The 21,999-nt window shown below is 66.6% G+C and carries 19 protein-coding genes and 1 pseudogene; 10 read left to right on the top strand and 10 right to left on the bottom strand.

What is annotated here, in order from left to right; translation table 11 throughout:
* The first annotated feature begins 18 nt into the window (after positions 1 to 18).
* The gene (locus tag K0O64_RS23285; RefSeq protein ID WP_071949455.1) at positions 19 to 1,569 is read left to right on the top strand and encodes a dolichyl-phosphate-mannose--protein mannosyltransferase; all 1,551 of its coding nucleotides are present in this window, start codon (positions 19 to 21) and stop codon (positions 1,567 to 1,569) included.
* A gap of 109 nt (positions 1,570 to 1,678) precedes the next feature.
* Positions 1,679 to 2,530, top strand: coding sequence for a type IV toxin-antitoxin system AbiEi family antitoxin (locus K0O64_RS23290; RefSeq protein ID WP_071949454.1), 852 nt, complete (start codon positions 1,679 to 1,681; stop codon positions 2,528 to 2,530).
* A gap of 54 nt (positions 2,531 to 2,584) precedes the next feature.
* Here K0O64_RS23290 and K0O64_RS23295 read toward each other — a convergent pair whose 3' ends face one another.
* Complete coding sequence (locus K0O64_RS23295; RefSeq protein WP_071949453.1) at positions 2,585 to 3,511, bottom strand: LLM class F420-dependent oxidoreductase; 927 nt, start codon at positions 3,509 to 3,511, stop codon at positions 2,585 to 2,587.
* Between the two features lie 90 nt (positions 3,512 to 3,601).
* Between K0O64_RS23295 and K0O64_RS23300 the strand changes: the two genes are divergently transcribed.
* Together K0O64_RS23300 and K0O64_RS23305 are read left to right on the top strand one after the other, a co-directional pair.
* A complete protein-coding gene (locus tag K0O64_RS23300; RefSeq protein WP_220045779.1) occupies positions 3,602 to 4,741 on the top strand; it encodes an NDMA-dependent alcohol dehydrogenase in 1,140 nt (379 codons plus the stop codon).
* Between the two features lie 5 nt (positions 4,742 to 4,746).
* On the top strand, positions 4,747 to 7,035 hold the full coding sequence (locus tag K0O64_RS23305; RefSeq protein ID WP_096312148.1) for a CaiB/BaiF CoA-transferase family protein: 2,289 nt from the start codon (positions 4,747 to 4,749) through the stop codon (positions 7,033 to 7,035).
* 1 nt (position 7,036) lies between these two features.
* Here the strand turns inward: K0O64_RS23305 and K0O64_RS23310 are convergent, their stop codons facing one another.
* The 4 genes from K0O64_RS23310 to arcA are packed head-to-tail and all read right to left on the bottom strand — an operon-like array spanning position 7,037 to position 12,931.
* Entirely contained in the window at positions 7,037 to 8,536 is a 1,500-nt protein-coding gene (locus tag K0O64_RS23310; RefSeq protein WP_096312149.1) for a flavin-containing monooxygenase, read from the bottom strand.
* Positions 8,536 to 10,278 (bottom strand): flavin-containing monooxygenase, encoded by a 1,743-nt coding sequence (locus K0O64_RS23315; RefSeq protein ID WP_096312150.1) that lies wholly within the window; start codon positions 10,276 to 10,278, stop codon positions 8,536 to 8,538. Before K0O64_RS23315 ends, K0O64_RS23310 begins: the two co-directional genes overlap by 1 nt.
* A complete protein-coding gene (locus K0O64_RS23320; RefSeq protein ID WP_096312987.1) occupies positions 10,275 to 11,702 on the bottom strand; it encodes an aldehyde dehydrogenase in 1,428 nt (475 codons plus the stop codon). Before K0O64_RS23320 ends, K0O64_RS23315 begins: the two co-directional genes overlap by 4 nt.
* 23 nt (positions 11,703 to 11,725) lie before the next feature.
* Positions 11,726 to 12,931, bottom strand: coding sequence for an arginine deiminase (gene arcA / locus K0O64_RS23325; RefSeq protein WP_220045780.1), 1,206 nt, complete (start codon positions 12,929 to 12,931; stop codon positions 11,726 to 11,728).
* Positions 12,932 to 12,978: 47 nt separating this feature from the next.
* On the opposite strand from arcA, the gene soxR reads away from it, so the two are divergent.
* Both soxR and K0O64_RS23335 read left to right on the top strand, forming a co-directional pair.
* The gene (soxR, locus tag K0O64_RS23330) at positions 12,979 to 13,410 is read left to right on the top strand and encodes a redox-sensitive transcriptional activator SoxR (RefSeq protein ID WP_071949448.1); all 432 of its coding nucleotides are present in this window, start codon (positions 12,979 to 12,981) and stop codon (positions 13,408 to 13,410) included.
* 45 nt (positions 13,411 to 13,455) lie between these two features.
* Positions 13,456 to 14,052, top strand: a complete 597-nt coding sequence (locus tag K0O64_RS23335; protein WP_198044354.1) for an alpha-ketoglutarate-dependent dioxygenase AlkB — start codon at positions 13,456 to 13,458, stop codon at positions 14,050 to 14,052.
* A 2-nt stretch (positions 14,053 to 14,054) separates the two neighbouring features.
* Here the strand turns inward: K0O64_RS23335 and K0O64_RS23340 are convergent, their stop codons facing one another.
* Together K0O64_RS23340 and K0O64_RS23345 are read right to left on the bottom strand one after the other, a co-directional pair.
* Positions 14,055 to 14,714 (bottom strand): DUF5642 family protein, encoded by a 660-nt coding sequence (locus K0O64_RS23340; protein WP_096312151.1) that lies wholly within the window; start codon positions 14,712 to 14,714, stop codon positions 14,055 to 14,057.
* Positions 14,715 to 14,732: 18 nt separating this feature from the next.
* On the bottom strand, positions 14,733 to 15,413 hold the full coding sequence (locus tag K0O64_RS23345) for a DUF5642 family protein (RefSeq protein WP_083542859.1): 681 nt from the start codon (positions 15,411 to 15,413) through the stop codon (positions 14,733 to 14,735).
* 63 nt (positions 15,414 to 15,476) lie between these two features.
* Here K0O64_RS23345 and K0O64_RS23350 point away from each other — a divergent pair, with 63 nt between their 5' ends.
* Positions 15,477 to 16,439: a bile salt hydrolase gene (locus tag K0O64_RS23350; protein ID WP_071949445.1), complete on the top strand. Its 963-nt coding sequence runs from the start codon at positions 15,477 to 15,479 to the stop codon at positions 16,437 to 16,439.
* Here the strand turns inward: K0O64_RS23350 and K0O64_RS23355 are convergent.
* Both K0O64_RS23355 and K0O64_RS23360 read right to left on the bottom strand, forming a co-directional pair.
* Positions 16,436 to 16,912, bottom strand: a complete 477-nt coding sequence (locus K0O64_RS23355; RefSeq protein WP_096312988.1) for a TspO/MBR family protein — start codon at positions 16,910 to 16,912, stop codon at positions 16,436 to 16,438. The two genes, K0O64_RS23350 and K0O64_RS23355, sit on opposite strands and share 4 nt — an antisense overlap.
* A gap of 65 nt (positions 16,913 to 16,977) precedes the next feature.
* A complete protein-coding gene (locus K0O64_RS23360) occupies positions 16,978 to 18,291 on the bottom strand; it encodes a PE-PPE domain-containing protein (RefSeq protein WP_220045781.1) in 1,314 nt (437 codons plus the stop codon).
* Between the two features lie 242 nt (positions 18,292 to 18,533).
* On the opposite strand from K0O64_RS23360, the gene lpqN reads away from it, so the two are divergent.
* The 3 genes and pseudogenes from lpqN to K0O64_RS23375 all read left to right on the top strand — a co-directional run.
* Positions 18,534 to 19,247: an envelope biogenesis lipoprotein LpqN gene (lpqN, locus tag K0O64_RS23365; protein ID WP_071949443.1), complete on the top strand. Its 714-nt coding sequence runs from the start codon at positions 18,534 to 18,536 to the stop codon at positions 19,245 to 19,247.
* 71 nt (positions 19,248 to 19,318) lie between these two features.
* Positions 19,319 to 19,615 carry a hypothetical protein gene (locus K0O64_RS23370; RefSeq protein ID WP_071949442.1) on the top strand — a complete coding sequence of 99 codons (297 nt, stop codon included), beginning with the start codon at positions 19,319 to 19,321 and terminating at the stop codon, positions 19,613 to 19,615.
* A gap of 89 nt (positions 19,616 to 19,704) precedes the next feature.
* Positions 19,705 to 20,532, top strand: a pseudogene (locus K0O64_RS23375) (DUF222 domain-containing protein); the annotation flags it as partial.
* A gap of 62 nt (positions 20,533 to 20,594) precedes the next feature.
* Here K0O64_RS23375 and K0O64_RS23380 read toward each other — a convergent pair.
* Positions 20,595 to 21,950 carry an IS256-like element ISMgi5 family transposase gene (locus tag K0O64_RS23380; protein WP_220045588.1) on the bottom strand — a complete coding sequence of 452 codons (1,356 nt, stop codon included), beginning with the start codon at positions 21,948 to 21,950 and terminating at the stop codon, positions 20,595 to 20,597.
* Between the last annotated feature and the right edge of the window lie 49 nt (positions 21,951 to 21,999).

Raw genomic sequence — 21,999 nt, forward strand, 5'->3', positions numbered from 1 at the left:
AGCCTACGATCGCAGACGATGACCACCACCGCCGATGACCTCGCCGCGCACCAGCGCCACGCACCCGTCATCAGCCCCGGACCATTGGTGCCGGTCGCCGACTTCGGCCCGGTCGACCGCATCGAGGGCTGGGTGGCCACCGCGATCATCGCCGCGCTGGCCGCGCTGACCCGGTTGATGAACCTCGGCTCGCCCACCGATGCGGGCACGCCGATCTTCGACGAGAAGCATTACGCGCCGCAGGCCTGGCAGATGCTGTTCAACTACGGCGTCGAGGACAACCCCGGGTTCGGGCTGGTGGTGCACCCGCCGGTCGGCAAGCAGATGATCGCGCTGGGTGAGGCGATCTTCGGCTACAACGGCGTCGGCTGGCGGTTCACCACCGCGGTGCTCGGCGTGGTGATGATCGCGCTCGTCGTGCGGATCGTGCGCCGGATCAGCCGCTCGACGCTGGTCGGCGCGATCGCCGGTCTGCTGCTGATCGCCGACGGGGTGAGCTTCGTCGCGTCGCGCACCGCGCTGCTCGACGGCATTCAGACGTTCTTCGTCGTCGCGGCGTTCGGGGCGTTGATCGTCGACCGCGACCAAGTCCGCGAACGCATGCACAACGCCCTGCTGGAGGGCCGCATCGCCGAGACGCCGTGGGGTCCGCGCCTTGGTGTGCGGTGGTGGCGCTTCGGGGCGGGCGTGCTGCTGGGCCTGGCGTTCGCGACCAAATGGTCGGGGCTGTACTACATCGTGTTCTTCGGTGCGATGTCGCTGGCGTTCGACATCGCCGCGCGCCGCGCCTACCGGGTGCCCCGGCCGTGGTTCGGCACGATTCGCCGCGACGTCGGGCCGACCGCGTATGTGTTCCTGCTGATTCCGTTCGCGGTGTACCTGGCGTCGTATGCGCCGTGGTTCTCCTCCGAGACGGCGGTCAACCGCTACGAGGTCGGGCAGTCGATCGGCGAACGGCAGTGGTTCCAGCCGCCGGACGCGATCCGGTCGCTGTGGCACTACACGTACAAGGCGTATCACTTCCATTCGACGCTGACGAACGCGAACGGCAACCACCATCCGTGGGAGTCCAAGCCGTGGACGTGGCCGATGTCGTTGCGGCCGGTGCTGTATGCGATCGACAACCAGAACGTCCCCGGGTGCGGCAGCGCGTCGTGCGTGAAGGCCGTGATGTTGGTGGGCACACCCGCGATGTGGTGGCTGGCGGTGCCTGTTCTGCTCTATGCGTTGTGGCGCACGTTCGTTCGCCGCGACTGGCGCTATGCGGTGGTGCTCACCGGGTACGGCGCGGGGTTCTTGCCGTGGTTCGCCGACATCGACCGGCAGATGTACTTCTTCTACGCGGTGCCGATGGCGCCGTTCCTGGTCATGGCGATCGCGCTGATCCTCGGCGACATCCTGCACGCCCGCAATCAGAATGCCGAACGACGAACGCTCGGGCTGATCGTGGTGAGCTGCTATGTCGCCCTGGTGATCACCAACTTCGCGTGGCTGTACCCGGTGCTGACCGGTGTCCCGATCTCGCAGGCGACGTGGAACATGGAGATCTGGCTGCCCAGTTGGCGCTAGTTCGGCGCGAGATCGACACCAGGGTCGTGAATCCGGGAATTCCACAGCCCTGACGTCGTTTTCGCGGTGCTGACTACTAGGTTTTGTTCCCGCGCCGCAACATACGAGCATGCCGTTGCCCTTCACCGGAAGCGCAGCAGTCGCCGACGGTCTGCTGACGCGGGGCCAGCTGCGCTGGAACTACACCGCGATACACCCCGATGTGTACATCCGCAACGGAGCCGAACGCACGCTCGACGTCCGCACCCGCGCAGCGGCACTGTGGGTACCCGACGGCATCATCGCCGGCCGAGCAGCGGCCGCTCTCCACGGGACGTCATGGGTCGCACCGACGACCCCCATCGAACTCATCGGACGCGCCCGCCGCCGCCAGGCTGGCGTCATCGTGCGGGCGGAACGCATCCATCCGGATGAATTCGAGCCGCTCGGAGACTTGGCCGTCACCACACCAGCACGCACCGCGCTCGATGTTGCCCGTCACCTACCGCGGGGCGAGGCCGTTGCCCATCTCGATGCCCTCGCGGCGGCCACCGGGTTCGAAGCCGCCGCCGCGCTCGCGCTTGCGGACCGGTATCCGGGCGCGAGAGGAATCCAACGAGCACGAACCGTGCTGCCGCTGACCGACGCCGGCGCCCAGTCACCGCGGGAAACCTGGCTACGGCTGCTGTTGATCGAAGCCGGATACCCCCGCCCCGTCACTCAGATCCCCGTCTCCGACGGCTATGCGACGGCGTTCGTCGACCTCGGATGGGATGAGCCGAAGATCGGGCTGGAGTACGAGGGTGCGCACCACCAGTCCGATCGCGGCCAACATGTCCGCGACATCAGCCGCTACGACATGCTCGAGGCGTTGGGCTGGCTGATCATCCGCGTGGTGAAGGAGCACAGCCGGGCATACATCCTCCACCGCGTGGAAGACGCGTTCACCCGTCGACGGATGCCTCTACCGAAATCTGCATGAGGGTCGTGAATCCGGTTCATCCACAGCCATGGTGTCGATCTCGGGGATCGCGCCTCAGAGCCCCAGGACCGGCTTCAGGATCTCCGCGACCGCGGTGACGCCACCGGGCTTGTAGCCGTTGATCGTCGCCGCACTGAGGATGACGCCGTCGACGCCGGCGTCGAGCACCTTGGTCTTGATCTGGTCGGCGATCTGTTCCGGGCTGCCGAAGACGGCCTGCTGCTTGAAGTCGTCGGGGATCATGTCGGCGGTGATGTTCTCATCGATCAGCGCGATCGCGAGCACACTCGTCTCCAGCGTGGCGGGGTCGCGGCCGATCTTCTCGCACGCCTCGTTGACGACCTGGACCTTGCGGGGCAGCTCGTCGAAGCCGGCGATGATGTTGAGATGGTCGAAGTGCTTGGCGGCCAACGGAATCGTCTTCTTCTCGCCGCTGCCGCCGATCATCAGCGGGATGTGGTCGCGGAAGCGCGGGTTCGCGAACGCCTCCTGCGTCTTGTAGTACTTGCCGTCCACCGTGACCCGCTCGCCCTTGAGCATCGGCAGGATGATGTCCAGCGCCTCATGGAGCTTGTTGAACCGGTCGGTGAAGGTGCCGAACTCGTAGCCCAGTGAGTCGTGTTCGAGTTCGAACCAGCCGGTGCCGATGCCGAGGATCGCGCGGCCCTGGCTGGCCACGTCGAGTGTGGTGATGGCCTTGGCCAGCAGCGTGGGATTGCGATAGGTGTTGCCGGTGACCAGCGTGCCCAACTGCACCCGCTGCGTCGCGGCGGACAATGCGCCGAGGGCGGTGTACGCCTCCAGCATCGGCTCCTCGGGCGCACCGAGGCCGGGCAGCTGATAGAAGTGGTCCATCACGAAGACCGAGTCGTACCCGGCCGCTTCAGCCTCTTGGGCCTGCGCGATCACGGTGGGAAACAGCTCGGCAACACCGGTGCCGTAAGAGAAGTTCGGGATCTGAAGTCCAAGTTTGATTGCCACGCCCGAACCGTAACCCCGACTAAGCGGAGCGCGCGCCCCGTTTCACTCTCCGCGAACCTGGGAATATCGCCGGCCCGTAAGGTCAGGGCCATGAGAAGCCGGGCCGCGATCGTCCGCGAGGTCGGCGGCGCCTGGTCGGTCGAGGACTTCGAGCTCGACCCGCCGCGCGCCGGCGAGGTGCTGGTGCAGATGGCCGCCGCGGGGCTGTGCCATTCCGACGACCACATCCGCAACGGCTTTATGTCGCCACCCGGCGCCCCGACGACCCGTCCGCCGACCATCGGCGGCCATGAGGGATCTGGAGTCGTCGTCGAAGTCGGCCCGTGCGTCACCGGGCTGGCTCCCGGTGACCACGTGGTGACGTCGTTCGTCGCGGTGTGCGGCCACTGCCGTTGGTGCGCCTCGGGCATGGAGTACTTATGCGACAAGGGCGCCGGCGTGCTGACGCCCGGTATGCCGACGGACGGAACGTTCCGTCACCACACGCTCGACGGTGACGACGTCGGACACACCTCGAAGATCGGTGCGTTCGCCGAACACACTGTGGTGGCGGCCGATTCGCTGGTGAAGATCGATCAGGACATTCCACTGGTCCCCGCGGCTCTGCTGGCGTGTGCGATCCCGACCGGTTACGGCTCGGCGGTCCATCGTGGGAATGTGCGCGGCGGTGACACCGTGGTGGTGGTCGGCGCGGGCGGGATCGGGACGGCTGCGATTCAGGGTGCGCGGATCAACGGGGCGACGACGATCGTGGCGGTGGATCCCCTTGACACCAAACGGAAGTCGGCATGTGACTTCGGCGCCACCCACACCGCGGCCTCGGCGGCCGACACGAAAGACCTTGTCCGGGAACTGACGCGTGGAGTGATGGCCGACTGTGTGGTCGTCGCTCCGTCGGACATCACCGGTGACGATGTCCGCGACGCGCTGGCCCTGACCCGCAAGGGCGGCACCTGTGTGTTGACCGGCATGGCCCCGGCCGGTGCGCTGCCCGTGCACCTGGACATCCAGGATCTGGTGTTGATGAACAAGACGCTGTGCGGGACGGTGTTCGGATCGTGCAATCCGCGCTCCGAAATCCCGCTGTTGGCAGGCATGTACACCGCCGGTCAGCTGCGCCTCGACGAGATGATCACCGAACGATACCGCCTCGATGACATCAACACCGCGTTCGACGACCTGCTGAACGGTCGGCTGGTCCGAGGCGTCGTCGACTTCGGGATCGCCTGAGCCCCATGACTTCTCCCCTGTCGGGTATCCGGGTGCTCGAGATCGGTGACCGGATCGCCACCGCGTATTGCGGCAAGCTGCTGCGCGACGCCGGCGCCGACGTGGTGATGGTCGAACCGCCGGACGGACACCCGCTGCGTCGCTTCCGCCCGGCGGGTATCGCAGCGACGGACGGCGACAGCCCGTTCTTCTCGTTCCTGGCCGGCGGCAAGCGCAGCATCGCGAGTGCGACCATTTCCACCGAGCTTCTCGAATCCGCCGACGTCGTCATCCTCGGCGCCACACCCGAGCAGGCCGCCGCGATGGGTTTGCAAAGCGATCACATCGCAGGCTGCACAACGCCGGTGGTCACCGTCTCGAACTTCGGCTGGGCGGGCCCGTGGGCCGAGTTGCCGGCCACCGAATTCACCATGCAGGCCTGGTGTGGCTCCACCGGCTCCCGCGGCGAGCCCGAACGCCCGCCGATCGCGGTCGGGGGCGACCTGGGCGAGTTCATCGCAGGCAGCTACGCAGCGTTTTTCGCGCTCGCCGCGCACCGGGGAGGCCACGGCTTCGACATGTCGGTGCTGGAGGCGATGACCACCTCGATGCAGGTGTTCTCCTGGCTGCGTAAGGAATTGATGCTGTTGGAGGTCGTCGGCCGGTCCACCGAGGTGCCATCGGTGGAACGCGCCAAGGACGGCTACGTGGGCATCTCGATGGCCACCGGGCAGCAGTGGCAGGACTTCTGCGCCATGGTCGAATGTCCCGACCTGGCTGACGTTCCGGAGTTGCGGTTCCAGGTGGGCCGGTGGGAACAGCGCGACCTCATCCGGGCGCGCACCGCCGACTGGTTCGCCGCGCACACCGTCGCGGAGATTGTCGAACTGGCCGAGCTGTTCCGTATCCCGATGGCGGCGATCGGCAATGGTGAAACCCTCGCGGGGATGGATCATTTCGTCGCCCGCAACTCGTTCCTCGACCATCCCGCCGGGTTCCGGTCACCAGGCCCGCCGTGGCGGATGAGCGAGACGCCACCGCTGCCACCCGCACTGCCACCGAGTCTCGGTGATGCGGCCGGGGATTGGACCGCTCGTGCGAAGCACGGCCGCCCGGGCCTGCCGCTCGACGGCGTCAAAATCGTCGATCTGACCGCGTTCTGGGCCGGCCCGGCCGCCACCCATCTGCTCGCGATGCTCGGCGCTGACGTGGTCAAGATCGAATCGGTGCAGCGGCCCGACGGGATGCGCTTCGCCGGCGGCTTCCGGGCCGACGTCGAGCGGTGGTGGGAATACAGCTGGGTGTTCCACGGCGTGAACTCCGGCAAGCGCTCGGTCACATTGGATCTCGAATCGGACGACGGCAGAAACCTTTTCGGCAGGATGGTCACCGAGGCCGACGTCGTGATCGAGAACTTCACCCCGAGGGTGATGGAGAACTTCGGGCTGGGCTACGAGGCGCTGCGCGGATTCAACGAACAGATCATCGAGGTTCGCATGCCCGGCTTCGGGCTCGACGGACCGTGGCGCGACCGGGTGGGGTTCGCGATGACGATGGAGCAGCTCGCCGGGCTGGCGTGGATCACCGGCTACCCGGACGATCTGCCGACCGCACCGCGCGGTGCTTGCGACCCACTGGCCGGTGTGCACGCCGCGTTCCTGACCCTCGCCGCTCTCGAGCATCGACGCCGGACCGGGCAGGGACAGTTGATCGAGGTGCCGATGATCGACGTCGTGCTCAACGCCAGTGCGCTGCAGACCATCGAGCGTGATGCCGCCGGTGTGCTGCTGACCCGGCGGGGTAACCGCGGACACGAGTTCGCCGTGCAGAACGTGTATGCCTGCGCCGGGAACGACCAGTGGGCGGCGGTCAGCCTTCGCCACAGCGGCGACTGGGATGCGCTCAAAGAGGTTCTTGGACAACCCGTCTGGTCACACGGTCTGGCGTACGACACGGAGGCGGGTGATGTGATCGACGCTCACCTGGCCGAGTGGATGAAAGACCAGGCCCGAGACGTTGCGGTCGAGACGCTGCTCGATGCCGGTATCCCCGCGGCGCCCGTTCTGCAGCCGCCCGACGTGATCGACAACCCGGCGCTGCAGGCCCGCGACTTCTTTCAGACGGTGTCCCACCCGTTGTGCGGACCGCTGCCCTACCCGCGGCCGCCGGTCACCGGCCACTTCGTGGACAGCCCCGCGCCGCTCCTCGGTCAGCACAACACCGAGATCTTCACTCAGACACTGGGTCTGACGGATCAGGAGCTGGCCCGCCTGGAATCCGACGACGTGATCGGGTCGTGGCCGCTGGGCTTGTGACTTACCGGTGGATCCAGTCGGCGGTCTTCAACCGCCACGTGCGGCGGGCATAGTCGATCTCGGTGTACGGCCACTGCGTGACGATACGACCACCGGGTGAGCGAAAGTAGCTGCCGCACTGCGTCCACACCGTCTGTTCGAGCTCGGCGGAGATCTCCTCGTTGAACCGTCGCTCGGCTTCCGGGCGCACCTCGAGCGTGCCGCCTTTGCGACGCAGCCGCGCGACCGCGTCGGCGGCCAGGCGGGCCCCCGCTTCCAGGATGTAGACGATCGAGTTGCCACCCTGGTTGGTGTTGGGCCCATACAACATGAACAGATTCGGGAATCCGCTGACCGCCACGCCGAGGTATGCGCTGGGATCCTCACCCCACCGCTCGTGCAGGGACTGGCCGCCGACGCCGATCACCTCGATACCGGACAGGTAGTGGCTGGTCTGGAATCCGGTGGCGAGCACGATGACGTCGACATCGGTGGTCGACGAGGCGGTGCACACCGCGTCCTCGGTGATCTTCTCGATGGGTTCGGTCACCAGCGACACGTTGTCCTGCTGCAGGGCGGCGTAGTAGTCACCGCCGAGCAGCACCCGCTTGCATCGGAACGGATAATCGGGGGTCAACGCCGCGCGCAGCTCGTCGTCGGCGACCTTGCGGCGCAGGAACTCTTCGGCGATACCCTGCCGTCCGGCAACCCGGGGGTCGTCACGTCGCAGCGCGGTGTTGTCGTGCTGTTCCTTCCACAGCCGCCACCGCTCGCGTCGGCTCGCCCAGGGAATGCGGCGGAACCGATCGAGTTCGTCGGCGCCAAACGCGCGGTCGTCCTTGGGCACCATCCACGGCGGTGTGCGCTGAAAGACCGTCACGTGAGCGGCGTCCTTGGCCAGTTCCGGCACCACCTGCACGGCACTGGCTCCGGTGCCGATGACCGCCACCCGGCAGCCGGTGACGTCGGCGCGCGGATCCCACCGGGAGGTGTGCATGAGCGACCCGCCGAAGTCGCTCAGTCCGTCGATGTCGGGCAGCTTGGGCTCGCCGAACAAGCCCACCGCACTGATCACCACATCAGCCGAGTACGCGAAACCGCTTCCGCTTCTGACGGATTCGAGGTCGAGTTCCCACTGCCGCACACGTTCGTTCCAGCGCATGCTGCGCACCGCGGTGCCGGTCAAGAGGTGTCGCTTCAGATCGAAGTCCTCGGCCACCGAGTCTAGGTAGGCCAGGATCTCCGGCTGCCGGGCGTAGGTGCGGCTCCAGTTCCGATTGGGCGCGAAGGAGAACGAGTACAGGTGACTCTGGATGTCGCAGGCCGCACCGGGATAGGTGTTCAACCGCCAGGTACCGCCGACACCGTCGCAGCGTTCGATGATTGCGATATCGTCGACGCCGATGCGCCGCAACGCCACCGCGGCGGCAAGGCCACCGAACCCGGCCCCGATGATCGCCACCCGCGGCGACCGCGGCCGCACCGCGGCCCGCAGACGCCCACTCAGGTACCGGGTTCTCATCAACTGCCACCGTGCCCGATGTCGAGACCGTCGAGTGTGCCGTCCTCCCGCCAGGCAGCGAGGATGTCGGCGTACTCGGTGGGGGTGCCGTAGAAGAAGCTGCCTTGGCGGGTGGTGGCGTTGGCCTGCCCTTCCCTGTTGTAGTAGCCCGGGGTGCAGCTCCGGGCCCGGTCGGCGGTTCCCGCGGATCTGCCCACCACGACCTCCACCCACGCATCCTCGGCGGTCGTCGTCGTTTCGAGGCGGGTCAGGTCGCGGGCCATTGCCTGGGCGATGATCCACGCGACGTGGGTGGCCTGCACGTCGAGCAGGTAAGGGAAGTTCACCGTAAAGCCCGACTGGGCAATGCTTTCGACGAACAGGTTGGGGAAACCGGCCACCATGAGACCGTGCAGCGTACGGACACCGGGACGCCATTTGTCGGTCAGGGTCAGGCCGTCACGACCGACGACCTCGAAGCCGGTGCGCCGCGCGTATTCGGTGCCCACCTCGAATCCCGTTGCGAAGATCAGACAGTCGAGTTCGTGCTCGACGCCGTCGACCACGACCCCGCGTTCGGTGATGCACTCCACGCCGCGGCCGTGGGTGTCGACCAGAGAGACGTTGGGGCGGTTGAAGGTCGCCAGGTAGTCGTCGTGGAAGCACGGTCGTTTGCAGAAGTAGCCGTACCACGGCTTGAGCGCCTCGGCGGTGTCCGGGTCGGCCACGATCGCGTCGACGCGGGCGCGGACCTCCTCCATCTTCGCGAAGTCGGCCAACTCGCCGTCCCGCATCACCAACAGTGTCTTGACGATGCTGGTCCACGCGTCGGCCACCAGGTCCTCGTCGGCTTCGCCACCGGCGGTGAGCTGCTGGAAGTTCTCGATGCGGCGACGCTGCCACCCGGGACTCAGCCCGGCGGCCCACTGCGCATCGGTAGGCCGGTTGGCGCGGACATCGACCGAGGACGGCGTGCGCTGGAACACCGACAGGTGGCCGGCAGCACGCGCCAGGTGCGGAACGCACTGCACCGCGGTCGCGCCGGTTCCGATGATGCCGATTCGCTTGTCGGCCAACAGTTCCAGATCTTGTCCGGTGTACTCGTAATCCCACCGGCTGGTATGGAAGGTGTGCCCGGCGAACGCCGTGATCCCCGGGATTCCGGGAAGTTTGGGCTTCTGCAGATAACCGTTGGCCATCGAGACGAACCGGGCCCGGATCGCGTCGCCACGGTCGGTCTCGACAATCCAGCGCTCGAGCTGGTCATCCCAGCGGATCTGGCGCACCTCGGTGTGCAGGAGGGCATTGCGGTACAGATCGTAGTGTTCGGCGATGCGCTGGCAGTGCGCGAAAATCTCGGGGCCCTTGGCGTACTTCTCGGTCGGTAAGTATCCCGTCTCCTCGAGCAGCGGCATGTACACGTAGGACTCGACGTCACAGGCGATGCCCGGGTACCTGTTCCAGTACCAGGTGCCGCCCACGTCGGCGGCCTTGTCGATCAGCCGGATGTCGACCACGCCGAGTTTCCGCAGCCGCGCCCCGGTCAGCAGGCCGCCGAATCCGGCGCCGATGATGGCGACGTCGACCTCATCGGTCAGCGGCTCGCGCGCGGTGGGCCCACCCGACCAGGGGTCGCTCGCGAAACCCGCGAAGTCACCGGCCACCTCGACGTACTGGCCGATGCCGTCCGAGCGCAGCCGGATCTCACGCTCGTGGGCATAACGGGCGCGCAGCGCGTCGGGATCGAAGGGCAATTCGCTCACGTCGACACCACCGCGCTGGCGATCACCTTGGTCTCGAGGTACTCCTCGAATCCGGCCACACCCATCTCCCGGCCGTTGCCCGACTGTTTGTATCCGCCGAAGGGGGTGTCAGCCGAATACCACACTCCCCCATTGACGCTGACCGTTCCGGTCCGTAGCCGCGCAGCGACCCCGGCCGCCCGCTCCGCATCGGAACTCCACACCGCCGCGCTCAAACCGTAGGGCGAGTCGTTGGCGATGGCCACCGCGTCGCCGTCGCCGTCATGGGCGAGCACCACCAGCACCGGTCCGAAGATCTCTTCTCGGGCCACCCGTGCAGAATTGTCCAGGCCGCGAATCACCGTAGGGGCGATGAAGTATCCGCGGTCCAGCCCGGCGGGACGGCCACCCCCGCAGGCGAACGAGCCACCCTCGGCCAGCGCCAGATCCAGATAATCCTGCACGCGGTCGCGCTGGCGTGCCGAGATCAACGGCCCGCATACCGTCGCATAGTCGGCCGGATCGCCGACCGCGATGCCGGCCATCGCAGCAGCGGTCGCCTCGACAGCTTCGTCGTAACGCTTGCGCGGCACCAGAAGCCGGGTGGTGAACGCACAGCCCTGGCCGGCGTGGCGAGAGACGGCGAGTGCCGCAGCGCCACAGGCGCGACCGAGGTCGGCATCGTCGAGCACGACGAACGCCGACTTGCCGCCCAGTTCGAGGAAGACCTTCGTGATGGTCGGGGCTGCAGCGGCCATTACCGCGGTGCCGGTGACAGTCGACCCGGTGAACGACACCACATCCACCCGATCGTCCTCGCACAGCCGCACGCCGAGGCTGCGGTCGCTGGACGTGACGATGTTGACGACACCGGGCGGAAAGTCGGTGTACTCGGCGATGATCCGACCGACGTGGGCGGCGCACCACGGCGTCTCGGGGGCCGGCTTGAGGACCACCGTGTTACCCGCGGCCAGCGCGGGCCCGAGCTTGGCGAAATTGATCTGGTGCGGGAAGTTGAACGGCGTGATGGCGCCGACGACGCCATACGGCTCGCGCACCAGAGAGCGGTGCGTCGCGATACCCATCGGGGATGCGACGCCGAGATCAGTTCTCCACGAATAGTTTTCGGCGGTGTCAGCGGGAAAAGCCAGATCGTTGACCGGGCCTTCCAGATGGGATCCGTGTGTGAACGTCACCGGGGCGCCCACCTCGGCGACAGTGACCGCGCGCAGTCCTTCGATCTCGGCGGTCAGGGCCGAACGCAGCTGGCGCAGACAGTGCACCCGCAGCGTCACATCGTGCGACCAGTCGCTGTGGTCGAACGCGGCGCGAGCGGCGCCGATCGCCCGGTCCATGTCTGCCGAGTCGGCGTCGGCGGCCGATCCGATCGGCTCTTCGGTGGCCGGGTTGACGGTGCTGAACGTGCCGGCTCCGCCTGCGACCATCTTCCCGTCGATCAGCAGATCGGTCACAGCGGATCCCGGGCCACCGGACACGACATACACCGCGGCCCACCACGCCCGGTGCCGAGCTCAGAGGCGGCGATGGGGAGCACCTCGATGCCCGAATCCTGGAGCCGGGCATTGGTTTCGGTGTTGCGTTCGTAGGCGACCACCACACCGGGCGCGACCGCCAGCGTGTTGTTGCCGTCGTCCCACTGCTCGCGTTCGGCAGTCACCGGGTCCAGCCCGGTATCGATGACCCGCAACGGCATTCCCATCGCGTCGGCGGCGGCCTTCACGAACGGCAGCTCGTCGAGAATCTTCACCCCATCGGGCGTGCGCTTGATCGTGAACGCCGACAACGAATCGCTGATCGCCGGGTACATCACCAGCGCATCGACGTCGACCATCGTGCAGACCGTGTCCAGGTGCATCTGGGCCCGCTCCTGGGCGATCGGAACCGCCAGCACCGTATGCGCAAGACCGTCGTCGAACAGGCTGCGCGCCAACGCTTCCGCGCCCGCAGGGGTGGTGCGCTCCCCGACCCCGACGGCGACCACTCCGGGTGACAGCAGCAGCACGTCGCCACCTTCCACCGGTGCAGTGTGCGACTCGTAGGCACGCCGCACACCGAGGAAGCGCGGATGGTGCGCGTAGATCAGATCGGTCAGCGAGGTTTCCCGGATCCGCGCGGGCAGCGCCAGCGAGGTGATGGCCACCCGCGGTCCGATCCAAAATGAGGAGTCACGGGTGAACAGCAGGTTGGACAGCGGCTCGATCACGAAGTCGCCGCCGTGATGCATGAGCCGAACCAACGACGTGTCTGACGTTGTGCCCGAGGGCAATTCGGTGAACGTCATACCGGCCATGAGTACATGCGCCAGCGCCGCGGGCTCCAGGCCACGCAGATAGGCCGAAAGTTCCTGCGCCAGTGGTAGTCCCAGGCGACGCGCGTCGACCGCTGCAGAGATGCCCTGCATTCGGGCCGCCCCGCTGTTCAACGCCTCAGTCAAGAGGTCAGCCAGCAACAGCACTTCGACGCCCCGCGAGCGCAGCAGATCGGCGAACGCGTCGTGCTCCTGCTGGGCCCGCGCCACCCACGGCAGACCGTCGAACAGCAGTTTGTCGTTGTTGCGTGGCGTCAACCGCTGCAGCTCGGCGCCCGGACGATGCAGGATGACGACCCGCAGCGTCCCGACCTCGCTGTTGGAGCCAAGTGCGGCGGCAGTCACAAAGAGCACCGTAACAACACCTCAGCCAGCTCATCTATCGTCGATGTGTGACCGAGCAAGAACTGGCGCCCGGCGAGCTCGCAGCGCGGGCTGGAGTGGCGATCTCGGCACTGCATTTCTACGAGCGCGAAGGTCTGATCAGCAGCCGTCGAACCTCGGGCAACCAGCGGCGTTATCCCCGCGACACGCTGCGGCGGGTGGCCTTCATCCGGATGTCCCAGCGCCTCGGCATCCCCCTGGCCAGAGTCCGCGAAGCGCTGGCGTCGCTGCCGGCCGACCGGGTGCCGACCAGCCGGGATTGGGCTCGGCTGTCCGCGGGCTGGCGCGCGGATCTCGATGAGCGGATCGGGCATCTGCAGCGGTTGCGCGACAACCTCGCCGACTGCATCGGCTGCGGTTGCCTGAGCCTCCGCAGCTGCGCGCTGTCCAACCCGGAGGACGTGCTCGCGGGCCAGGGACCCGGGGCTGCGAAGCTTTAGGGTCGAAGCTTCAAAGTCGAACACATGTGCGATATCCTCGGGCCTGTGTCTGTGTCGGTTCAGGGCGCGCTGTTCGAACACAGTGAACGCCGCGAGCTCGGCGCCGGCGCGTGGATCGACATGCGCTCGGCGTGGGTCGAAGATGCCGACGCGTTGTTCGAGGCACTCCTGCGCGATATCGCCTGGCGCGCCGAACGGCGCCAGATGTACGACCGGGTCCTCGACGTTCCGCGCCTGGTCAGCTTCCACGACCTGATCGCCGAACCGGCGCCGCACCCGGCCATTACCAGGCTGCGTCGTCGCCTCAACGACATTTATGCCGGTGAACTGGGCGAACCGTTCACCAGCGCCGATCTGTGTCTGTACCGCGACGGCGCCGACAGCGTGGCGTGGCACGGCGACACGATCGGCCGCAGCAGCACCGAGGACACGATGGTGGCGATCGTCAGTCTCGGCGCCACCCGGGTGTTCGCGCTGCGGCCGCGCGGCGGCGGGCAGTCGCTGCGGCTGCCGCAGCGGCACGGCGACCTTCTGGTGATGGGTGGTTCGTGCCAACGCACCTGGGAGCACGCGATTCCCAAGACTGCGCTGCCGAAAGGCCCGCGGATCAGCATTCAGTTCCGCCCGCGCGACGTGCGCTGAGCTCAGCCGCGAATCGCGTTCACGCCGGCGACCAGAAGATCGCCGGCCCGTCCGGTGTTCACCGGCACAACCGGTTTGTCGGGGACCACCAGCGGGTTGGCGCTCACGATGACCTGATAGACGCCGAAGTGCGCGGAGTAGTTGTACGTCTCCCCGGTGCGCGCTTGGTTGTTGACCACGGCCTGCAGCACCCGGTGCACGCCGAGGGTCTTGGCGCCGTCGATCGTGGGCGCCTCGACGGACTCGACCAGGCCGCGCATCGCGGCGCCGCTGAAGGTGACCTTTTTGCAGTCCGGCCCGGGCTCGGTGACGGGCACCGCGGAGTTGGTCTCGACCGCGATCACGATGAAACGGTTTCCCTGGCCTTCGGCCGAGACGGCGGCCATATTGCCCTGGGTCCCCTGCGGTACGAGTTGCCCCGTTGCATATTTCGCACAGGACGGCGGATCGAAGGTCAGCCCGTCGGGCAGTTTCTGGCCGGCCAGCACCTGAGGGTCGATTCCGGTTTTGGCGACCTCGGAGGTGGTGAAGTCCGGGCCGAAGCTCGACTTCAGCGTCGTCACCTTGGCGATATCGGCCTTGGGTTCGGTCGGTGCGCCCGACGAGCACGCGGCGAGTAGCCCGGCGACCAGCACTGCGATGACCGTGCCGGGTTTCAACATCGTGGCCAATGTACCCGCTCAGCCGCGCAGGGCTGCGACCGTCGCGACCAGGAGCTCGCCGACGGAACGCGAATCCAGTGGCGGATGCGGTGATCCGGGATCGGTGATCAGGGTGACGAACACGACGTGGCCGTCCGAGTAGGCCTGCGCGGTAACGGCCTGGCCGTCGGTCTCGGTGCCGGATTCGACGACGGTGCGAGTGGTGACCGTCATCGCGACGGTGTGAACGCCGTCGATCGCGGGCGCGTCGGAGAGGTGCACGTCGCCGGTGGTGTGCGCGAACGTCATCGTCCATGTGGTGCATTCACCGATCAGCGCGTCGCTCGGTGCCGGCTCGGCGGGTATCGCGACGACGACGTAGATGGTTCCGCCCGGTCCTGACGCCGAGTAGCCGCGTGCACCGGGATCGGCGGGCGCCGGGTCGGCCAGCGCCGCGCAGGGCGGCGGCGCCGCGGTCCATCCGGATCCGAAGCCCCACAGGCCCGCCGCGCTCAACGGTCCGGCCACGTCGGCGATCTCGTAGCCGGCCGGCAGTGAGGACCGGACGCGTTTGATGTTGGCCGGGTTGATGGCACGGGTACTGGGCGACGCGCCCGACGAAGACGACGACGGTGGCGGCGAAGTGGGCTGCGCCGCGCACGAAGTCAGCCCTGCTCCCAGGCACAGTGTCGTCGTCAGGCAGACGATGAGCTGCCGCACGAGCCTTTGATATCACTGATTGTTTGCCTGATGCGCGAGCCTCGCGGACATAACCTGTCAGCCATGTGTACTCGCGTGCTGTGGAATACCAACGATCTCGCCGTGCTCACCGGGCGCTCGATGGACTGGCCGGAGTCGACGCAGCCGTTGCTCGTCGGCTTTCCCCGCGGGCGCGACCGCGACGGGAGTAGGCCGGCGGGGCTCGTCGACGATCCGAATCCGCTGCGCTGGACCAGCCGCTACGCGAGCCTGGTGACGACCGTCTACGGACTGGGCACGGTGGACGGGCTCAACGAGGCGGGTCTGGCGGGTCATGGGTTGTATTTGAACGAAACGGACTTCGGGGCGAGGGATGTCTCGAAACCCGGCGTGCACGCCGGGCTGTGGCTGCAGTATCTGCTGGATCAGGCGGACACCGTGGCCGAGGCACTGCGACTGATGGACCAGATCCAACTGGTGAAGGTGTCGGCACACGGACGCGACGCCAACCTGCACCTCGCACTCGAGGACGCCGGCGGCGACTCGGCCGTGATCGAGTTCGCTCACGGCCGCCCGGTGGTCCACCACGGTCGCGAGTACACGTTGATGACCAACGACCCCACCTACGACGAGCAGCTGAAATTGCTTTCGCTCCAGGACTTTTCGCACCCGAGCCGGGAAATGCCGTTGCCGGGGAACGTCAATCCGGTCGATCGGTTCCAGCGGGCCGCCTACTATTCGGCGCTGCTGCCCAAACCGGGTTCGCAGCGCGAGGCGATCGCCGGCGTGATGGCGATCATGCGCAATGTGTCGGTTCCGTTCGGTGCCCCCTACGGCGACTTCGGTGTCTACAACACCGAATACCGAACGGTAACCGACCTGACCAACCGGATGTATTTCTTCGAACTGACCACCAGCCCCAACGTCATCTGGGTCGAGATGGACCGATTGAAACTCGACGACGCCCCGGTAGCCGTCGACCCCTACGACCAGTCACTGGTCGGCGACATCACCGACCGCTTCGCGCCGCGCGAGATGGCGTTCTAACGGTTGAGGCGCCAGATGTCGGTCGACATCAGCGTCGCGAACGAGCACCACAGCGGGTACGGGGCCAGCGCCGCACCGAGCTTCGGATCCGCTGCGGCGGATCGGCGAGCCAGATCGGCACTGCTGACCGCGAGCGCGCCCGCCACCACCGCCGACGGCCCGAGCTTGTGGGCCTTGAAGAACAGCCAGCTCCAGCTGGCGTTGAGCACCAGGTTGGCACCCAGCGCGCCGATGTAGGCCCGCGCCTTGGCTTCTTCGCCATTGCCCGATAACTTGTCGATCGTCGCCGCCGACGTCACCGCGATATCGGCATACAGCGTGGTCCACGCGATGGGGAACACCGCGTTCGGCGGGACATAGCGCGGCTTTCGAAGCCGGGGATACCACGTTTCGACACCACGACGGCTGGCGATGCTTCCGGTCACGGCGGCCGCGGCAGTGGCCAATGAGGTTGCGACGATGGACTTTCCCATGGCCGTCAACTTACCCATGCGCAATATCGCCAAACGGCTGTTCGCCGAAGGTCGTCACACAGTGGTCAGAACCGGGATCGCTGACCGCCGACGCCCGACTGCTGCCGGGTGGTGTTTGCGGCCGGCGGCCGCGGGTCGCGGCTGGGCTGCGTGCGGGGCTTCAGGCCTGCGGCGCCATGTGGCTCAGCGGGCCGAGCGGCCGACGACGCCGGGGGCGACGACGACGACGGTGGTGTCGGCACCGAGCCGCTGGGAAGTGTTGTGCCGCCGACACCGAACGGTCCCGCCGGTGTGGTCCTCAGCGGGCGGCCGAAACCCGCCGCCTGTAAACCGTCGTCCACTCCGACGGGGATGGCGGCGAGCAGGTTGGCGACCATGGTCGCCGGGCTCTGCCGAGTGGTCAGCGTTGCCCGCGTCGGCGTGCCGGGACTGATGTCTCGGTCATAGGCCCATTCGACGACGACCCGCAGCGGCGCGTCGAGGACATCGAGAATCGGTGCAGGCACACCGAGCCGCTCGAGCGGGATCAACAGCGGCAGGCGCCGGGTCGGCAGCAGGTAGTAGGTGGTGTCGCCGGTGGTGCCCTGATACAGCGCGTCGTTCGCCGACTCGGTGTAGTGCGGGTGCAGGAAGGCGATTCCGGCGAGCGCGTTGAGGTCGGCAAGCAGGTTCAGGGGGCGCCGGGGGAAGTCGGCCCAGCCGTCGTACTGCCGCGCGATGTCGGCGGTGAGGAATCGGCAGTTGGTTCCGCCGGCATCGCAGCTGTCGGTGGGTGTCGCGCCGTCGAACGTGACGTCGAGGATCGGGATGTACAGGCCCGCGAAGCGTTCCAGGAAGCCCCCATTCGGCCGGTTCGGGTTGCTCGTGACGACGAACGAGACGTCCGGCGTCGCGCCGCCGAAATCGAGCTCGCTCGCGATCAGGTTGCGCTTCACGATGGTCGCGATCCGGGCGCTCTGCGAGTACCCGTACACCACGTAGTCCGACGTGGGGGCACTGCCGCCGCCGAGGTCGTCCGCCTTGCACGATGACCGGCCCTGTAGGCAGGCGGTCAGGTTGGCGACGCCCGTCGACACGGACGCGTCGAAATGGCTGGCACCCGCGACCGGCCAGAACTGCTCGGGCGTCGCAACGGCGAGCAGGTGATAGGAGCCGGGATCGGTGGAGTCGGCCCGGATCGCACCGGTCGGTGCGATGTAGAGGTCGCGTGCGCCCTGGGTGTACGGCCCGACGAAATCCGGCGGTTCGCCCACCAACGGGTGTCCGGTACCGCCCATGATCAAGGCTGTGGTCGCCGTCAGCTGGACGGTGATCGTCAGCGATGCGGCCGCGACGATCGCCAGCGCAGCCAGGCACAGCGAACGCAGGACACTACCCATGGCGCCCCCCCACACGCCAGGCGCAACGCCCATGGTGGCTTCATCCGACCCACCACCGCGACCACGCTGCGCCATTGCAATTACGCGGCTGGACACCATGGTGCGCCAATTTCGAGGGTGCCGTGGCAAAAAATGGTTTCACAAACATTCATGTGATTTCGCTGTGAGGGGCACTAAGCTGCTCAATCGAATTTGGTTGGTCGCACAGAACGGCGCGCCACAACAAAAGGAGAACTCGTTCGATGAACAAAATGACGGCGGTAGCTACGGCGGGCCTGGCCGCCGTTTCATTGAGTTTCGCTCTCGTGGGCTGCGGATCGGACAGCAAGAACGACAGCAAGACGTCCACATCCACGTCGACGTCGACCGCGACGTCCACGTCGAAAAGCACTGAGACATCGGCGAGTCCGACGCAAGCCGCCGGCAAGAATAAGACCATTCAGGACTACCTGAAGGAGAACCAGATCACCGAGACGCCGGTCCACCGCGGCGATCCCGGTTCACCGAACATCGATCTGGCGATGCCGCCGGGATGGTCGGACGCCGGCCAACAGACGCCTGACTGGGCCTACGGGGCGATCGTCTTCGACAGCCCCGAGGACAAGAACGATCCGCCGAGCATCATCGCGATCGTGTCGAAGCTGACCGGCAATGTCGATCCGAAGAAGGTTCTCGAGTTCGCGCCGGGAGAGCTACAGAACCTGCCGGGTTGGCAGTCGCTCGGCGATGGCAGTGGCGCCAACAAGAGCACGCTGAGCGGTTTCGACGCCGTTCAGTTGGGCGGTAACTACACCAAGGACGGCAAGAAGCGCATCATCGCCCAGAAGACGGTCGTGATTCCCGGACAGGACGGCCTGTACGTCCTGCAGATGAACGCCGACGCGCTCGATGGCCAGGAAGGCCCGCTGATGGACGCGACGAACGTGATCGACGAGAAGACCACGATCACTCCCTGATCGGTGTCGTAGGGCGGCTGCCGGGGCGTGTTGCGCACCGGCAGCCGCTTTTCAGTTCCGAGGAGATCCGCATGACGCCTGAAGAACCACAAGAACCTGAAGCGCCGAAGGTGTCGACGGGCCGGCGCCTCATCGCCTCGCTGAGTCCGCGCGCTGTGTGGTCGATGGCTGACCCTTATCCGGTGGTGCTCAAGCAGTTTGTGCAGTTCTGTCTGGTCATCGTCTATCCCGCGTGGGTCGTCGGGATTCTCGTTTCGGTGGCGTTCTACTTCACCGGCTACGCCGTGCTGTGGGTGTTGTTTGCGCCAATCCGATTGTGGATGAAGAAGAATCGGCCCGACGAGTATGCGGCGAGTCAGCTGAAGTAGCGAAAGCTTTATCCCCAGTTCAGGATTCATCCCCAGATTGCTGTCGAGCGCTTCGATTTCTGTCAGTGGCGCGGCGTATCGTTTCGAACATGAGTTCGATCACTGCGGTGTTGGAGGCGCTCGATGATGTCGTCGAGTCCCTGGCCGCGGTCGATCTCGATGTGCTGTCCCCGCCGGAGCGGTTCGTCGTGTTGGAGCGGTTGGAGACGGCGCGTCGGCGCCAGGTGGCGGTGTCGCATGCGCTGACCGCACGGCTGGAGCAGTTCGAGGGGTGCCCGCCGGTGCCGATCACGGTGGCTGACGTGTTGCGGGTGAGTCCGCGGGAGGCCAAGCGGCGGATCCGGGATGCCGAACAGCTCGCGCCGCGGCGGGCGTTGACCGGGGAGCCGCTGCCGCCACTGCTGCCGGACACCTCCAAAGCCTGGCAGGCCGGACTGTTGGATGGCGAGCATCTGCGGGTGATCCAAAAGTTCTTCCGCGACCTCCCCGAGCACGTCCCGGCCGCGGACGTGGAGGGCGCGGAACGCATGCTGGCGCAGAAGGCCGCGGTCCTGCGCCCGGACCAGTTGGAGAAAGTCGCGCTGCGGCTGGCGTTGCACCTGAACCCCGACGGGAAGTTCTCCGACGAGGACCGCGCCCGCAAGCGCGGCTTCGTCTGGTGCGGGGGCCAACAGGTCGACGGCATGAGCGTCGGCCGGCTGATCGCTGACCCCGAACTGCGCGCCATGCTCGATGCGTGGTTCACCAAGTTCGCCGCACCCGGAGTGTGCAACCCTGCCGACCAAACTCCCACCCTCACTCCGTCTGAGGAGGTGGCCGAGCGCGACCGGCGCAGCCACGGGCAGCGTCAGCATGATGCGTTGACGGCGTTGGTGCGCGGCCAACTCGGTGACCCGAAGTTGGGGCAGCACAACGGGAGCCTGTCAAGTTATCTGTGTAAGTCGCCTATCCGATTCGTCCTGAATGTGTGTTGCTGTGTTTAGAGATAGCGTTCGATGCGGTCTGGGTAGACCAGGCTGAGTTGTTCGAGTGCTTTCTTCCAGTTGGTGACTACCTGTCCTTCCACGAGGCGCCCAGGGGCTGTTCGGCAGAGCTTCTTGCCGCGTTCTTTGGCCCGCTCGGCGGCGCGTTTGTCCTCGATGTTGCAGATCGCCAGCCACAGCAGTTTCACGACCGAGGCGTCGTTGGGGAACTGGCCGCGGTTCTTGATGACCTTGCGCATCTGGTAGTTCAGCGATTCGATCGAGTTCGTCGTGTAGATCACCCGACGCAACTCCGGCGGAAACGCCAGGAACGGGATGAACTGCTCCCAGGCCCGTTCGAAAGCCTTTGTCACCGTGGGGTTCTTCTTGCCCAACTCCGAGGTCGTGAACGCCTGCAATTCGGCGTGGGCGGCATCAGCACTGGGCGCGGTGTAGATCGGCTTCAGTGCTGCGGCTACGGCCTTGCGGTCACCGTAGGACACAAACCGCAAGGCGTTGCGGATCAGGTGCACCACGCACGTCTGAACGGCCGCTTGTGACCAGGTCGCCGCGATCGCCTCCGGGAACCCGGTCAGTCCGTCGCAGCACACGATGAGCACGTCCTTGATGCCGCGATTGGCCAGATCCGAGCACACCGACGCCCAGAACGACGCTCCCTCGGTGGGCTGAACCCAGATGCCCAGGACATGCTTGACGCCGTCCATATCCACGCCCACGGCGATGTGGGCGGCCTTGTTGCGGGTGTGGCCGCCGTCTTTGACCTTCACGATCATCGCGTCGAGGTAGATCACCGGGTACAGCGGTTCCAGCGGCCGGCGCTGCCAGCTGAGTACCTCATCGGAGATCTCGTCGACGATCTTAGAGATCGTCTCATGCGACACCTCGGTGCCAATCGTAGAAGCCAGGTGAAATTGGATGTCGCGCAATGTCATTCCACCGGCGTACAGGGAGATGATCATGTCATCGAGCCCACCGATCCGGCGGGCGCCCTTAGGGACCAGCGTCGGGGTGAACGAGCCGTCGCGGTCTCGTGGAACCTCCAGGGCCACCGGCCCGGCCTCAGACTGCACCGTTTTGGGTGAGTGGCCGTTACGGGCGTTGGGCATCGCCCGCCCGATGGGATCGCCCTTCTCATAGCCCAGATGCTCGGTGAGCTCAGCGGCCAACCCGCGCTCCAGAGCCAGCTTGATCAACCCAGGTAGCAGCCCGCCCTCACCGGTCAGGGCAACCTCGCCGGAGTCGACCTGAGCCAGCAGCTCATCGACGGCACCCGAGGCCCGAAGCGCCTCGGCCATCTCCACTGTGGACCCCGCCTCGACCAGCGATGAATTCACGTCCTTGCCTGTCGTCACGTCCTGCGATCCTTCCGTTAACAGGACTTACACAGACCATTTGACACGC

This window comes from Mycolicibacterium pallens (assembly GCF_019456675.1).
In the GTDB taxonomy this organism is placed as follows: domain Bacteria; phylum Actinomycetota; class Actinomycetes; order Mycobacteriales; family Mycobacteriaceae; genus Mycobacterium; species Mycobacterium crocinum.

Bases quoted from the DNA above. Each gene is read 5' to 3' on its own strand.
- K0O64_RS23285 (WP_071949455.1), top strand. From the start codon at position 19: ATGACCACCACCGCCGATGACCTCGCCGCGCACCAGCGCCACGCACCC.
- K0O64_RS23290 (WP_071949454.1), top strand. From the start codon at position 1,679: ATGCCGTTGCCCTTCACCGGAAGCGCAGCAGTCGCCGACGGTCTGCTG.
- K0O64_RS23300 (WP_220045779.1), top strand. From the start codon at position 3,602: ATGAGAAGCCGGGCCGCGATCGTCCGCGAGGTCGGCGGCGCCTGGTCG.
- K0O64_RS23305 (WP_096312148.1), top strand. From the start codon at position 4,747: ATGACTTCTCCCCTGTCGGGTATCCGGGTGCTCGAGATCGGTGACCGG.
- K0O64_RS23310 (WP_096312149.1), bottom strand. From the start codon at position 8,536: ATGAGAACCCGGTACCTGAGTGGGCGTCTGCGGGCCGCGGTGCGGCCG.
- K0O64_RS23320 (WP_096312987.1), bottom strand. From the start codon at position 11,702: ATGGTCGCAGGCGGAGCCGGCACGTTCAGCACCGTCAACCCGGCCACC.
- K0O64_RS23340 (WP_096312151.1), bottom strand. From the start codon at position 14,714: ATGTTGAAACCCGGCACGGTCATCGCAGTGCTGGTCGCCGGGCTACTC.
- K0O64_RS23350 (WP_071949445.1), top strand. From the start codon at position 15,477: ATGTGTACTCGCGTGCTGTGGAATACCAACGATCTCGCCGTGCTCACC.
- K0O64_RS23355 (WP_096312988.1), bottom strand. From the start codon at position 16,912: ATGGGAAAGTCCATCGTCGCAACCTCATTGGCCACTGCCGCGGCCGCC.
- K0O64_RS23360 (WP_220045781.1), bottom strand. From the start codon at position 18,291: ATGGGTAGTGTCCTGCGTTCGCTGTGCCTGGCTGCGCTGGCGATCGTC.
- lpqN (WP_071949443.1), top strand. From the start codon at position 18,534: ATGAACAAAATGACGGCGGTAGCTACGGCGGGCCTGGCCGCCGTTTCA.
- K0O64_RS23370 (WP_071949442.1), top strand. From the start codon at position 19,319: ATGACGCCTGAAGAACCACAAGAACCTGAAGCGCCGAAGGTGTCGACG.